At 68.9% G+C, this 13,930-nt stretch carries 9 protein-coding genes and 1 other RNA gene; 5 read left to right on the top strand and 5 right to left on the bottom strand.

Annotated features, from left to right (window positions below):
• Window positions 1–239: 239 nt before the first annotated feature.
• Complete coding sequence (rho, locus tag AC1PPL_RS02645) at window positions 240–1,502, bottom strand: transcription termination factor Rho (protein WP_011805564.1); 1,263 nt, start codon at window positions 1,500–1,502, stop codon at window positions 240–242.
• 239 nt (window positions 1,503–1,741) lie between these two features.
• Window positions 1,742–2,074 (bottom strand): thioredoxin TrxA, encoded by a 333-nt coding sequence (trxA, locus tag AC1PPL_RS02640; RefSeq protein WP_011805563.1) that lies wholly within the window; start codon window positions 2,072–2,074, stop codon window positions 1,742–1,744.
• Window positions 2,075–2,189: 115 nt separating this feature from the next.
• Between trxA and AC1PPL_RS02635 the strand changes: the two genes are divergently transcribed.
• The 4 genes from AC1PPL_RS02635 (at window position 2,190) to AC1PPL_RS02620 (ending at window position 10,214) form a co-directional block, all read left to right on the top strand.
• Window positions 2,190–4,760, top strand: coding sequence for a PD-(D/E)XK nuclease family protein (locus AC1PPL_RS02635; protein WP_479972545.1), 2,571 nt, complete (start codon window positions 2,190–2,192; stop codon window positions 4,758–4,760).
• Complete coding sequence (locus AC1PPL_RS02630) at window positions 4,753–8,058, top strand: UvrD-helicase domain-containing protein (protein WP_479972544.1); 3,306 nt, start codon at window positions 4,753–4,755, stop codon at window positions 8,056–8,058. The genes AC1PPL_RS02635 and AC1PPL_RS02630 overlap by 8 nt, the downstream gene beginning before the upstream one ends.
• Before the next feature lie 103 nt (window positions 8,059–8,161).
• Entirely contained in the window at window positions 8,162–8,857 is a 696-nt protein-coding gene (locus AC1PPL_RS02625) for a class I SAM-dependent methyltransferase (RefSeq protein WP_479972543.1), read from the top strand.
• Window positions 8,858–8,870: 13 nt separating this feature from the next.
• The gene (locus AC1PPL_RS02620; RefSeq protein ID WP_172206715.1) at window positions 8,871–10,214 is read left to right on the top strand and encodes a TIGR03862 family flavoprotein; all 1,344 of its coding nucleotides are present in this window, start codon (window positions 8,871–8,873) and stop codon (window positions 10,212–10,214) included.
• Window positions 10,215–10,299: 85 nt separating this feature from the next.
• On the opposite strand, the gene AC1PPL_RS02615 is transcribed toward AC1PPL_RS02620, so the two are convergent.
• The 3 genes from AC1PPL_RS02615 to AC1PPL_RS02605 all read right to left on the bottom strand — a co-directional run bounded on the left by AC1PPL_RS02615 (window position 10,300) and on the right by AC1PPL_RS02605 (window position 11,611).
• A complete protein-coding gene (locus tag AC1PPL_RS02615; RefSeq protein ID WP_312130963.1) occupies window positions 10,300–10,935 on the bottom strand; it encodes a hypothetical protein in 636 nt (211 codons plus the stop codon).
• Window positions 10,936–11,209: 274 nt separating this feature from the next.
• Window positions 11,210–11,306, bottom strand: an RNA gene (gene ffs / locus AC1PPL_RS02610) — signal recognition particle sRNA small type.
• 41 nt (window positions 11,307–11,347) lie between these two features.
• Window positions 11,348–11,611, bottom strand: coding sequence for a hypothetical protein (locus tag AC1PPL_RS02605; RefSeq protein ID WP_479972601.1), 264 nt, complete (start codon window positions 11,609–11,611; stop codon window positions 11,348–11,350).
• Between the two features lie 251 nt (window positions 11,612–11,862).
• On the opposite strand from AC1PPL_RS02605, the gene dnaX reads away from it, so the two are divergent.
• Window positions 11,863–13,902, top strand: coding sequence for a DNA polymerase III subunit gamma/tau (gene dnaX, locus AC1PPL_RS02600; RefSeq protein ID WP_479972542.1), 2,040 nt, complete (start codon window positions 11,863–11,865; stop codon window positions 13,900–13,902).
• Window positions 13,903–13,930 lie beyond the last annotated feature (28 nt).

The following is a 13,930-nucleotide window of genomic DNA, read 5'->3' as shown; positions in this document are numbered from 1 at the left end:
GCCGGCGATGGTAATCCGCAATTTCGTTCGCAGCGCCCGGTTCGTTGGGCGCCCCATTGCGGGCCACCATGCTATCGAAATGAGATGACAGCCAGTATGGGCCAGCGCGTCGCGCCGTGTCTTGAGGCGAATCAAGTGAGCGGTGGGCGGGAGTCACGCCTGCACGCAGCGAGGGAAATGTGCGGCCATGAAAAAGCCCCGCACGAAGGCGGGGCTGGGCAAAGCGGTGGAGCAGCAGGTCAGCCGCCGCGGCGCATGGCCTCGAAGAACTCCACGTTGGTCTTGGTTTCCTTCATCTTCTTGATCATGAGTTCCATGGACTCGATCTCGTCCATGTTGTACATGAACTGGCGCAGGATGCGCGTCTTCTGCAGGATCTCGGGTGCCAGCAGCAGTTCCTCTCGGCGCGTGCCGCTCTTGTTGAGCTCGATGGCCGGGAACACGCGCTTTTCGTAGAGGCGGCGGCTCAGGTGGATTTCGCAGTTGCCCGTACCCTTGAATTCTTCAAAGATCACTTCGTCCATGCGGCTGCCGGTATCGACCAGCGCCGTGGCAATGATGGTCAGCGAGCCGCCTTCCTCGACCTTGCGCGCCGCGCCGAAGAAGCGCTTGGGGCGTTGCAGGGCGTTGGAGTCCACGCCGCCGGAGAGCACCTTCCCGCTGGAGGGCACCACGTTGTTGTAGGCGCGGGCCAGGCGGGTGATGGAGTCCAGCAGGATCACCACGTCCTTTTTCAGTTCCACGAGGCGCTTGGCGCGCTCGATCACCATCTCTGCCACATGCACGTGGCGCGCGGCGGGCTCGTCGAAGGTCGATGCAATGATTTCGCCCTTGACCGAGCGCTGCATCTCGGTCACTTCCTCGGGACGCTCGTCCACCAGCAGCACCATCAGGTGCACATCGGGGTTGTTGGCCGTGATGGCATGGGCGATGTGCTGCATCATCACCGTCTTGCCGCTCTTCGGAGGCGCGACGATCAGCGCGCGCTGGCCGCGGCCGATGGGGGCAATGATGTCGATGATGCGGCCGGTGATGTTCTCCTCGCCCTTGATCTCGCGCTCCAGCCGCATCTGCTCCTTGGGGAACAGCGGCGTGAGGTTCTCGAACATCACTTTGTGCTTGTTCTGCTCTGGCGGGCCGCCGTTGACGGAGTCAAGCTTGGTCAGCGCGAAGTAACGCTCGCCATCCTTGGGCGTGCGCACCTCACCCTCGATCATGTCGCCGGTGTGCAGGTTGAAGCGGCGCACCTGGCTCGGACTGATATAGATGTCGTCGGTGCTCGCGGTGTAGCTGGTGTCGGGGCTGCGCAGAAAGCCGAAGCCGTCGGGCAGGATCTCAAGCACGCCGTCGGCAAAAATCTGCTCGCCGGCTTTTGCACGCTTCTTGATGATGGCGAACATCAGCTCCTGCTTGCGCATGCGGCCGCCGTTTTCGATTTCCAGGTCTTCGGCCTGCTTGAGGACTTCAGACACGTGCAGTGCCTTGAGTTCGTTAAGGTGCATGGAGTGACTCCTGGACGGAGTGGAAATGTCTGTGTGAGGGGAAGGGCTGCGTTTCGTGCGGGCCATGGGTGATGGCGGACTTGGCGAGCCTGTGATCCGGAGCCGGCCGCTGGGTGCACGTGCGGCGAGGGGATCAGCGCGAATTATGACAGGAAAAGTTCTGCACTATTCGCAGGTTGCCCGGGTGCTGCGCACCTCGGAAGACTGCCGGCCGCGCAGGGCGGCCGGCAAGAAGGGAATCAGGCCAATTGCTGGTCGATGAAGGCGGTGAGCTGGGCCTTGCTCATGGCGCCTACCTTGGTGGCGGCGAGTTCACCGTTCTTGAACAGCATCAGCGTGGGAATGCCGCGGATGCCGAACTTGGCGGGAATCTCGCGGTTCTCGTCCACGTTCATCTTGGCGATGGTGAGCTTGCCCTGGTAGGCGCCAGCCACCTCGTCCAGGATGGGGGCGATCATCTTGCAGGGGCCGCACCACTCGGCCCAGTAGTCCACCAGCACCGGAGTTCCGGCTTTCAGCACGTCGGCTTCAAAGCTGGCGTCGGAGAGATGTTTGATGAGTTCGCTGGCCATGGCGCGTTCCTTGGTTCCTTGTGTGAGCAGTGGGCGATGCCGGTACGTATAAAGTCCAGTCATTGTGACAGAAACCGAATCCCCGCATCCTCATATGGCCGGTGCTTGTAACGCTATGACACCCATAGCAAAAGACGATCACGCCGCAGCGTGCAGCGCGGGGTGGTGCGCGGTTTTCGAGCAGGTGCGCTCAGCGGCCGCGCAGCGCGGCGCGCACCTGGCGGCCACCGTGGTGCTGGTGCCGTACGCCCAGCTCATGGGCGAGGCGCGCCGGCAATGGCAACGCGCCTACCCGCAGGGTTTCGCGCCGCGCTTCGAGACCACGCGCAACTGGGCTGCCCAGCTGGGCGCGCCTCTGGCGGAGGGCAGCGAGTACGCGGGCGATATGGCGCGCGATGCGGTCACCGCACGTGCATTGCTCGACCGCGCCGGTCTCGCCGTGCACCGCGAAGTCCTCAGCGGTCCGCTGCTGGAGATGGCCGCGCAGTTGGCGGTGGTGGCAGCGGCTGTGGCTCCTGAGCGGCGCCCGGACTGGGGCGAGGCGGCGCGCGCCCTGCTGCCGGCGGCGGGCGACGGTGGCGCGCTCCGGCTGGAGGCCGCCGCAGCGCGCATCGCCCTGGAATGGGTGCTGGCTTCGCGCCACATGGGGGATGTGCTGTTCGAGTCTGGCGTGCGTGCGGCCGTGCCGCTGCTGGTGGTGGTGCAGGGCTTCCAACCCGACCCCCTGGCCCGCACGCTGGCGCGGCACTGGGCAGAGGCGGGCCTTGTCGTGGACCTGCCGCAGGTGATGGACGGCGGGAAGGCCGGCGTGCCAACCTTGCATGCCGTGCCCGATGCCGAGGACGAGGCCCAGCGCGCCGCCGCCTGTGTGCTGCAGCACCTGGCGCAGGGGCAGGCGCCCGTGGCACTGGTGGCCAACGACCGCGCGCTCACCCGCCGCATCAGTGCCTTGCTCGCCGGCGCGGTCGTGGCAGTGCACGACGAAAACGGCTGGCTGCTCTCCACCACCCACGCCGCGGCGCGGCTGATGGCGGTGCTGCAGGCCTGTGCCTGGGATGCCAGCGCCGATGCCGTGCTCGACTGGCTCAAGCAGTCGCCCGCGGTGGATGGGGCCGCACTGCGCGCGCTGGAGCACTGGCTGCGCCGTGCGGGCGCCCGGCATTGGAGCGGCGCGGCGACGCAACTGCAGGCGTTGGCTGAGCGGCGCCCGGCCGAGGCCGCGTTGGCGGACCAGGTACAGGCCTGGCGCGCGCAGCTGCGGGCCGCGCGGCCGCTGGCCCAGTGGTTGCAGTCGCTGCGCGTGCTGCTGCAGGACTGCGGCCTGTGGGACGGGCTGCAGCAGGACGAGGCCGGTGCGCGCGTGCTGGCCGAGCTGCGCCTGCCCGAGGGCCTGCAGGACGATCTGCAGGACATGGACGGGGCCGGTGCGCGCATGGCGCTGGCGGACTTCACACGCTGGGTGGGAGAGGTGCTGGAATGCGCGCGCTATCGACCGGCCTATGTGGACGATGCACCCGTGGTGGTTCTGCCCCTGCCGCAGCTGCTGGCGCGCCCGTTCGCTGCGCTGGTGCTGCCTGGCTGCGATGAGAAACGCCTGCAGGCCGCGCCTGAACCGCCCGGCCCCTGGACGCAGGCGCAGCGCGAGGGATTGGGGCTGCCCACGCGCGACCTGTTGGCCGCCGCGCAGCGCGCCGCCTGGCGGCATGCCTTGCGCATTGAGCGTGTCGACCTCCTGTGGCGCGTGGGTGACGAGGGGGGCGAACCCCTCCTGCCGAGCCCGCTGGTCCAGGCGCTTCGGCTGGACCGAACCGGCACGGACGGTGCCGATCCCCGCGTGATGCGCAGCGTGCCCGCGGCACCCACGGCGCGTCCGCTGCCGGTGGGCGCGCAGCTGCCGGTGCAGCGGCTGTCGTCCTCGGCATATTCCGACCTGCGCCACTGTCCCTACCGCTTCTTCGCGCTGCGCCAACTGCAGCTGCAGGAAGACGACGAACTGGACGCCGGGCTGGACAAACGTGACTTCGGCACCTGGCTGCATGCCGTGCTGCAGCACTTCCATGAGGCGTTGCAGGACGCGCCCACGGGCGACGCCGCGGCGCGCACGGCGCTCATGGACGAGGCGGCTGCGCGCGTCACGCGCGAGCTGGGGCTGCAGGAGGGCGACTTCCTGCCCTACGCCTCGGGCTGGCCCGCGCTGCGCGCCGGCTATCTGGAATGGCTGGGCAAGCACGAAGCCGCTGGCGCCTGCTTTCGCCAGGCCGAGCTGCGCGCGCGCCAGCCGCTGGGCGCGCTGGAACTGGTCGGCACACTGGACCGTGTGGACGCCGTGCGTCCGCAGGGCGGGGGCGAACCCCTGGCGCTGGTGATCGACTACAAGACCGAAAGCGACGCCCTCACGCGCGGGCGCATCAAAGCCGGGGCCGAGGACACGCAGCTGGCCTTCTACGCCGCATTGCTGCAGGACGACACCCTGCGGGCCGCGTACGTGAATGTGGGTGAGCGCGGCGAAACCCGGCTGCACGAGCAGGACGACGTGTTGCACCTGCGCGACCTGCTGCTGGACGGCATCACGCACGACATGCAGCGCATTGCCGCCGGCGCGCCGCTGCCCGCGTTGGGCGAGGGCAGCGTGTGCGAATGGTGCGCCGCGCGCGGTCTGTGCCGCAAGGATTTCTGGAATGAGTGAAGCTGCCGCGCAAGCCGCCTACGAACACAACGGCCAAACGGTCACGCGGGAGGCCTTCTACGCCATCGCCTGCGACCCGCAGCGCAGCGTGGCCGTGGAGGCCTGCGCCGGCGCCGGCAAGACCTGGATGCTGGTCTCGCGCATGCTGCGTGCACTGCTGGACGGCTGTGCGCCGCACGAGATCCTTGCCATCACCTTCACCAAGAAGGCCGCGGGCGAAATGCGCCAGCGCCTGCAGGAATGGCTGCAGGAGTTTGCGGCCAAGCCGCTGCCTGATCTGGAAAAGGAGCTGATTGCAAGAGGAATCGGGCCGCAGCGCGCTCTGGACAAGCGCGAGCAGCTACAAAAACTATACCGTCAGACGCTGGACGCGGGCCGCCCCGTGCAGATACGCACCTTTCACAGCTGGTTTGCGGCGCTGCTGGGCACGGCGCCGCTGGCGGTGCTGGAGCAGCAGGGCCTGCCCGCCCATTACGACTTGCTGGAGGATGACGCCGAGGCAGTGCGCGAGGTTTGGCGCCCCTACCTCGCCGCCGTGGCGCAGGACGCCGCGCTGCGCGCGGATTACGAAGCCTGTGTAGCGCATCACGGCCGCTCGCAGACACACAAGGCGCTCGAAGGCGCGCTGGCCAAGCGCGTGGAGTTCGCGCTGGCCGACGAGGCGGGCGTGGTGGACGCATCGATCCCGCATTTCGGCACGCAGTTCGCGGACCTTGCCGGCTTGCACCATCCGGCCGATGCGCTGGCCAGCGACGCAGCGCGCCAGCGCTGGCATGCCTGGGCCCAGGTGCTGGGGGCGCAGGCGAACAAGACGCCGCAGAAGGCCGCCGACGCGGTGATCGACGCCTGGCTGTGCGACGACCTGGGCCAGCGTCTGGACACGCTGCGCAAGGCCTTCTTCGTGGCCAGCGAGGATCGCCTGTCCAAGAATCTGGAGAAGTTCGCCGCCGCGCAGGAGGCCGAGGGCGAACTGCAGCGCCTGTGCGCCGCGCGCCGCCAGCACGAGGCCTGGCTGCACCAGCAGCGCATGGCGCGGCTGGCGCGTGCGCTCATCGCGCAGTTCGCCCAGCTCAAGCGCGAGCGCGGCTGGGTGGACATGAACGACGTGGAGCGCACGGCGCTGGTCATGCTGTCCGACCCCATCCTCTCGGGCTGGGTGCAGGAGCGCCTGGACGCGCGCGTGCGCCACCTGCTGGTGGATGAGTTCCAGGACACCAACCCGCTGCAGTGGCAGGCGCTGCATGCCTGGCTGGCCGGTTACGCGGGCGCGGGCGGCGGCCAGCAGCCGCCCAGCGTGTTCATCGTGGGTGACCCCAAGCAGAGCATCTACCGCTTTCGCCGCGCCGAGCCGCAGGTCTTCAAGGCCGCCCAGGCCTTCGTACGCGAGGGGCTGGGGGGCGACCTGCTGGCCTGCGACCACACGCGGCGCAACGCCATCGGCGTGATTGCAGCGGTGAACCAGGCCATGCAGGCGGCGCAGGCGCAGGGTGAGTACGCGGGCTTTCGCGACCACACCACCGAATCGCGCGACCCGGGGCAACTGCTGCGCCTGCCCCCGATCACGGCGCCTGACGGGGGTGATGCCGCCGCGGCCACTGCCCCCGAGTGGCGCGACACTCTGACCCAGCCGCGCCATGAAGCCGAGGAAACCCTGCGCATGCGCGAATGCGCGCAGGCTGCGCAATGGGTGGCGGCGCAGATCGCCGCGGGCGTGCAGCCGCAGGAGATCATGGTGCTCGCGCGCAAGCGCGACCGGCTGGCCTCCCTGCAGGAGGCCCTGCGCGCGCTGCACGTGCCCTGCGTGCAGCCCGAGAAGGCCGAGCTGGGCGAGGCGCCCGAGGTGCAGGACATCGTCGCGCTGCTGGATGCGCTGGTCTCACCGGGGCATGACCTTTCGCTGGCGCGTGCGCTGCGCTCGCCGCTGTTCGGCCTGACGGATGACGCGCTGGTGCAGATTGCGCTGCGGGTACGCCAGACGGCCGCAGAAGGATCCCCGTGCAGCTGGTTCGACGTACTTCAAAAAAGTGAGCTGCTACCGCCCGACCTGCAAGCGCTGGCGCCTGTTTTGGCTCAATACAAGCGATGGGTGGAAACACGCCCCCCCCACGATGCGCTGCATGCCATCTACGAACACGGCGACGTGCCCGCGCGCTTTGCCGCCGCGGCTCCCGCCTCGCAGCGTGCGGGCGTGCTGGCCAACCTGCGCGCTTTGCTGGCCGCGGCGCTGCAGCAGGGCGGGGGACGCTACCTCACGGCCTATGCCTTCGTGCGCGCCATGAAGCGCCCGGGCATGCGCGCACCCGGCCGCGTGGAGGCGCAGGCCGTGCGCCTGCTCACCATCCACGGCGCCAAAGGGCTGGAGGCGCACAGCGTGCTGCTGCTGGACACCGATGCGCGCGCTCAGAAGGCCGAGACCATGGGCGCGCTGGTCGACTGGCCGGGCGAGCAGGCCGCTCCGCTGCGCTTTGTCTTTCTGGCCAGCGAATCCAACCCGCCGCCCAGTGCGGTGGACCTGCTGGCGGCGGAACTGGCGGAGCGCCAGCGCGAGGAGCTCAACACCCTCTATGTGGCCATGACACGCGCCAAGCATTGCCTGGCCTTGTCGGCGGTGCAGTCCAGCACGGCCGCGCCCGGCAGTTGGTGGAACCGGCTGGCCGAGTCCCTGCAGGACGCGCCAGTGCCGCCCGCCGCGCCATTGGGCGATGTGGCTGACGATGCCGCCGTCGCGTTGCCGCAGCTTCCGCCGTATGCGGGGGCTGCGCCGGGGGCACAAGCCGCTGCGGCGGGTGCTCCCGTCTCCACCCCGCAGTCGCGCCAAGGCGAGGCCATGCACCAGTTGCTGGAGCAGGCGGGCGTGGTCGGCGCCCTGCGGGCGGGCGGCGTGTGGCCCGCGCGGCGGCTGGCGCAGCTGGCGCGCGATTTCGACATCACGGCGGAGGCTGCCGCACAGGCCGCAGCGATGGCGCGGAGCATTCTGCAGGGCGAGGGTGCCTGGGCGTGGAACCCCGATCACGTGGAGCAGGCCCTCAACGAAGCGCCGCTGGTGTACCAGGGCCAGGGTCTGCGTCTGGACCGCCTGGTGCGGCTGCGCCAGCCGCGTGAGGGTGCGCGCTGGTGGGTGCTGGACTACAAAAGTGCCACCGCGCCCGAGCGCCAGCCGCAGCTGATGGCCCAGCTGCGCCTGTACCGCGAAGCGGTGGGAGCGCAGTTTCCGGGCGAGCGGGTGGGCGCGGCTTTCTTGACGGGCGATGGGAGGCTGGTGGTCGTGGACGCGCCAGGGCAGGGCGTGCTGTTCTGACCGGGTGGGCAGGCGCCGGGCCTGTGGCCGGCGTACGGGAATACCCCGCGTCGTGCGCAGGGGTAGGTACCATCGGTTGATTCTGCCGATTGATCGATGACCCATGAACCACACCCTCGTCCCTGATGAACTGGATGTCCTGGTCGAGTTGCTGCCAACACCCGGCACGCGCGTCATCGAACTCGGATGCGGCGGAGCGCGCATGGCGCGGCAGATGCTGCAGCGTTGGCCGGACATGCGGTATCTGGGGCTGGAAGTGGACCTCCGGCAGCACGCAATCAACCTGCAGGACACGCCGCCGCGCATGCGCTTTGCCGTGGGTGGTGCGCAGGCCATTGCATGCGATGACGCGCAGTTCGACCTGACGCTGATGCTCAAGTCCCTGCACCACGTGCCGCTGGATGCGATGGACCAGGCGCTGACCGAAGTGGCGCGCGTGCTGCGTCCCGGCGGGCATCTGTACGTTTCGGAGCCGGTCTACGAAGGCGCGCTCAACGAGATCGTGCGCCTGTACAACGACGAAGGCATCGTGCGCGCCGCTGCGCAGGCGGCGCTGGACCGCGCGCTGGCTGTCCGCGGCACCTGGGAGCAGGTGGCGCAACGGCGATTCGACATGCCTGTGCATTTCGAGGACTTCGCCCAGTTTGAGCGGCGGATGATGAACCCCACCTTTGCCGACCACCGCATCGACGCGCGCTTGCGCGAGCGCGTGGCGGCGGCCTTCGCGCCGCATTGCACGATGCAGGGAGCGCACTTCGTGCGGCCCATGCACGTGCGCCTGCTGCGGCGTGTGGGTTGATGAAAGCAACACCATGATGGATACGGATCTGCGATCCTGCGAGATCGCCGTGATTGGCGCGGGGCCGGCTGGCCTGATGGCCGCCGAGACCGCAGCAGCGGCGGGCCTGAGCGTGCAGGTGTTCGACGCCATGCCTTCGGTGGGACGCAAGTTCCTGCTGGCGGGCAGGGGTGGGCTGAACCTCACGCATTCCGAACCGCTGGCGGCCTTCATGGCGCGCTATGGCGATCGCCAGCAGGCGCTGACGCCCTGGCTGCGAGACTTTGGCCCCGAGGACTTGCGCGCGTGGGCTGATGCCTTGGGCGCGCAGACCTTCGTCGGTACGTCGGGCCGGGTGTTCCCCAAGGACATGAAAGCCGCGCCGCTTCTGCGTGCCTGGCTGCACCGCTTGCGCGGGCAGGGGGTGCAGCTGCACATGCGCCATCGCTGGATGGGCTGGGCCGACGCATTGAATGGCATCACGCCGCCTGTGCTGCGCTTTGCCGCGCCGGCGGGAGAGGTGCGGGTAAGGGCGCGCGCCGTCGTGCTGGCCCTGGGCGGCGGCAGCTGGGGCCGCCTGGGCTCGGACGGTACCTGGGCGCCGCTGCTGGCGCAGCGCGGCGTGCCTGTGGCGCCGCTGGCGCCGTCCAACTGCGGTTTCGACGTACCGCGCGTGGATGCGCCCGTGGGCGAGACGCGGCGAGAGTTCTTTCTGGAGCTCATCGGCCGAGGCGCGCCCGCCGTCGGCTGGACGCCGCATTTCGTCGAGCGCTTCGCGGGCCAGCCCTTCAAGTCGGTGGTGCTGTCCTTCACCGACAGCCAGGGCCGGCGCTTTGAGCGGCGCGGGGAATTCGTGGCCACGGCCACGGGCGTGGAAGGCAGCCTGGTCTATGCGGTCTCCAGCCTGCTGCGCGACGAGATCGTGGCACACGGTCACGCCACCTTCCACCTGGACCTGCTGCCCGACCACACGCCCGAGCGCGTGCTGGCCGAGGTGCGCCACCCGCGCGGCTCGCGCAGCCTTTCCACCCACCTCAAGAGCCGGCTGGGCCTGGACGGCATCAAAACCGCCGTCCTCTACGAACAACTGGGCAAGGATGGTATGTCCGACCCGGTGGCGCTGGCCCATGCCATCAAGGCCTTGCCCATCACCGTGGTGGCAGCACGCCCATTGGATGAGGCCATCAGCACGGCCGGCGGCGTGGCCTTCGAAGCGCTGGATACGCGCCTCATGCTGCGCACCATGCCCGGGGTTTTCTGCGCGGGCGAGATGCTGGACTGGGAGGCGCCCACCGGGGGTTATCTGTTGACTGCGTGCTATGCCACCGGGCGTGCGGCAGGGGCGGGTGCCGCGCACTGGCTGGCAACGCAGGCGTAGTACAGCAGGGGCGCCGCTTTAGGGCATGCTCTGCGATCATTGCAAGAAGGTCGGCGTCAACCCAGAGCGTTGCATGAGCGCGCGGTCAAAACTTCGCGCGGTAATACACCATGGGCCCGCCGCGGCGGGCGCGCAGCACCAGCCGCGCATCGCCTTGCAACTGCACGCCGATGGCGCCCAGCTCGGGGACCAGACCGCGCGTGCGCGATGCGGACCATTGCACCTCCAGACGGGTGCCAAAGTTGCTGCCCTGGTCGCGACCCCAGATCATGCCCATGGCGTCGTGCAGGCCCGTGTGCGGGTGGGTGCGGGCCCAGGCCTGCAGGTCCAGCCGTACGCGTGGCTGCAACTGTGATCGCCAGCGCAGACCCAGGTCGTAAGCCAGCGGGGTGCCTGGCGGGTAGGCAGGGCTGACGGATCCTGCGCGGGCCGCGCCGTCCGACGGAACCACCACGCCCAGCGTCAGCCCCAGGCGGGAAGCTTGCAGCGGCGTGAGCCAACGGGTGATGTCCGTGTACTGAACGCTGTTGCCGAATGCTGCGCGCGGAAGATCGCTGCCGTTCAGGTCGGGGTAGGTGGCGGTGTTCTGCGTGAAGGCGGCGGAAGAAGGCTCATCCTGAGCCTCTCGCAATGCGGCCGCAGCGCCGTCTGCCAGGCTCTCATCGCTCCGGGCGGGAAATGCCGCGCAGAGGCACAGCAGGCACACAATGCCCCAATCCATGGCCGGCCGTGGCAGCGGCCGGAGCAGATGACTTGCAAGCAGCGCGGACATGGCAGACAGCATGGCGGCACGGGACAGCAAGAAAGTGGATCGGTGGCGAGAACTCCTGGGGCACAGTATGGACCGCGGGCACGTGCTTGTCGCGATCGCCGTGCTTGTTCCGCTGTAGGACGGAGCTGACGCATGCCGCTCATGTGCAGGCAACGCCGCAACCGCCCGATGAAACGCAAAGCGCTCAGGCGACGCAAAAAAAGAATGGGAAAGGAAAGAAGAAGGTGACGAGCCTTACCCCCGGCACTGGCTCCACAGTTAGGGCTGCTTGGTTCCCCACCTGACCCGGTTGGCCGCTTCACCATGCGGGGAGGCCCGTCGCCTGTGATTGTACGACGAACCACGCTCTGCCCGTGGCCCGTCAGAACTTTGCCCGGTAGTACAGCATGGGGCCGCCGCGCCGGACGCGCAGCAGCAAACGTGAGTCGCCCTGCAGTTGCACGCCGATGGCGCCAAACTCGGGCGTGCTGGGCAGCGAGTAACCGTCTGGCTCGGGGTAGTCACGCGCACGCAGATCCAGGTCCGCAGGTAATGCCTGGTGCTGCGTCGGTGGATCGACGGCGGAGGTGTCTTTAGAACCATCCTGTGCTTGCGTTGGTGGCTGCAGGCACAGACACAGTAGCAAGCGGCTTAGACGCACCCCAGCCGACCGGGTCAGCAACCCTTGTCGCGATAGCCGCCTGCGGGCTGCAAGGGTTGGAAGCAAGGCGGGCAACATGGCGGTGCGGTGCGACTGGCCGTTTGCAGTCGATCCCGGGGAGTATGAATCCTGGCAGAGAGCAGATCGCCCTCGGTCGGCGCGGTGGCCCGCGTAGGCCCGGGCCAGCTAGAAGCCTTGGCGCGCTGGTGTCTGGCCCGCACATAGAATCACGCCCCATGTCCTATCTTGTGCTCGCCCGCAAATACCGTCCCAAGACCTTCTCTGAGATGGTGGGGCAGGAGCACGTGGTGCAGGCGCTCTCCAACGCGCTCACGCAGCAGCGGCTGCACCACGCCTACCTGTTCACCGGCACGCGCGGCGTGGGCAAAACCACGGTCTCGCGCATCCTGGCCAAGTCGCTCAATTGCCAGGGGCCGGACGGCCAAGGCGGCATCACTGCCACGCCCTGCGGCGTGTGCCCGGCCTGTACCGACATCGATAGCGGCCGGTTTCCTGACTACACCGAGCTGGATGCCGCCTCCAACCGCGGCGTGGACGAGGTACAGGGGCTGCTGGAGCAGGCCGTCTACAAGCCGGTGCAGGGGCGCTTCAAGGTCTTCATGATCGACGAAGTGCACATGCTCACGAACACGGCGTTCAACGCCATGCTCAAGACGCTGGAGGAGCCGCCGGAATACCTCAAGTTCGTGCTGGCCACCACCGATCCACAGAAGGTGCCGGTCACGGTGCTCTCGCGCTGCCTGCAGTTCAACCTGCGGCCCATGGCGCCCGAGACGGTGCTGGAGCACCTTACCCGCGTGCTGGCCGCCGAGAACGTGCCCGCCGAGCCTCAGGCCCTGCGGCTGCTGGCCCGCGCCGCGCGCGGTTCCATGCGCGACGCGCTCAGCCTGACCGACCAGGCGATTGCCTTCGGCAGCGGCCAATTGCAGGAAGCCGCTGTGCGCCAGATGCTGGGCAGCGTGGACCGCAGCCATGTGTTCCGTCTGATCGACGCGCTGGCGCAGGGCGATGGCCGCACGGTGGTCGAGACGGCGGACACCCTGCGCATCAACGGCCTGTCCGCCGCCTCCACGCTGGAGGACATGAGCGCCGTGCTGCAGCGCATGGCCGTGTTGCAGGCCGTTCCGCAGATGGCTGCGGCCGCGGACGCCGCCGACCCTGAGGCGGCAGAGGTTGCGCGCCTGTCTGCCGCCCTGCCGGCCGACGAGACGCAGCTGCTGTACAGCATCTGTCTGCACGGCCGCGCCGATCTGGGTCTGGCGCCCGATGAATATGCCGCGCTGACCATGGTGCTGCTGCGCCTGTTGGCGTTCAAGCCGGCGGCTTCGGAAGGCGGCGCGGCTGCCTCGGCTGAAAAAAAAACTCTGACGCGGCCTGAAGCCGCAGCGCCGTCGGCCCATGCGCTGGCCGATACGCCGGTAGTCCAGGCACCGCAGGCTGTGCCGGCCGCCGCGGACCGGGCTCCCGCACCGCCGCCGGTGTCGGTGCACCCGGCTCCTGTCGCGGCGCCCGCGATGGACTGCGCGACTGCCGCGCCCACCCGGCCCGCCGCATCGGCAGCGCCTACGCGGGCGCAAGCCACGCCGGACGATGTGAACCAGGCCGTGCAGGACGCGTTGGACGCGGGCGACCGCGAATCGCCCCCGTGGGAAGCCGGCGACGCGGCCCAGGCGCCCGTACGGGCCGCAGCGCCTGTGCGTCTGCCCGTACGCTCCCCTGAGGATTTAAGGCAAAAAACACTTCCAGCGCCCGCCCATACAGCGCAAGCAGCTCCTGAAACGGTAGCAATCCCCGTGCGTACCGCGCCGGAACCCGGCGCGCGCCTGCAGCCCCTGCCATCGGCGGCCCCGGCACCCGCGCGGCTGGTGCGCACGGAGGAGGGCGATGTCTGGCATGCCACCGTGCAGCAGCTCATTGCCCAGGAGGCCATCACCGCCCTGGTGCGCGAACTGGCGCTGCAGTCGCAACTGGTGGCGCGTGACCCGGACCATTGGCTGCTGCGCGTGGAGCGGGAGTCGCTCAACCAGCCCACGGCGCGCGAGCGCCTGCGCGCGGCGCTGGAGGCCGCGGGCCATGCGCGCCAGATCAGCGTGGAGGTGGGTGTGGTGATCGACAGCCCCGCGCGCCGCAACGCGCACGCCGCGGCCGAACGCCAGCGCGTGGCCGAGGAGATCGTCCACAACGACCCCTACGTGCAGCAACTGATGCGTGATTTCGGGGCGAAAATCGTGCCGGGCAGCATCAAGCCTGCATAACCATTTTTGAAACGCAAAGGAAACCATC

The sequence above is a fragment of the Diaphorobacter sp. B2A2W2 genome, from assembly GCF_056730635.1.
The sequence above is the reverse complement of the archived record's forward strand: the minus strand, read 5'-3'. Positions and strand labels throughout refer to the sequence as shown.

Bases quoted from the DNA above. Each gene is read 5' to 3' on its own strand.
- rho (WP_011805564.1), bottom strand. From the start codon at position 1,502: ATGCACCTTAACGAACTCAAGGCACTGCACGTGTCTGAAGTCCTCAAG.
- trxA (WP_011805563.1), bottom strand. From the start codon at position 2,074: ATGGCCAGCGAACTCATCAAACATCTCTCCGACGCCAGCTTTGAAGCC.
- AC1PPL_RS02635 (WP_479972545.1), top strand. From the start codon at position 2,190: ATGACACCCATAGCAAAAGACGATCACGCCGCAGCGTGCAGCGCGGGG.
- AC1PPL_RS02630 (WP_479972544.1), top strand. From the start codon at position 4,753: ATGAGTGAAGCTGCCGCGCAAGCCGCCTACGAACACAACGGCCAAACG.
- AC1PPL_RS02625 (WP_479972543.1), top strand. From the start codon at position 8,162: ATGAACCACACCCTCGTCCCTGATGAACTGGATGTCCTGGTCGAGTTG.
- AC1PPL_RS02620 (WP_172206715.1), top strand. From the start codon at position 8,871: ATGATGGATACGGATCTGCGATCCTGCGAGATCGCCGTGATTGGCGCG.
- AC1PPL_RS02615 (WP_312130963.1), bottom strand. From the start codon at position 10,935: ATGGATTGGGGCATTGTGTGCCTGCTGTGCCTCTGCGCGGCATTTCCC.
- dnaX (WP_479972542.1), top strand. From the start codon at position 11,863: ATGTCCTATCTTGTGCTCGCCCGCAAATACCGTCCCAAGACCTTCTCT.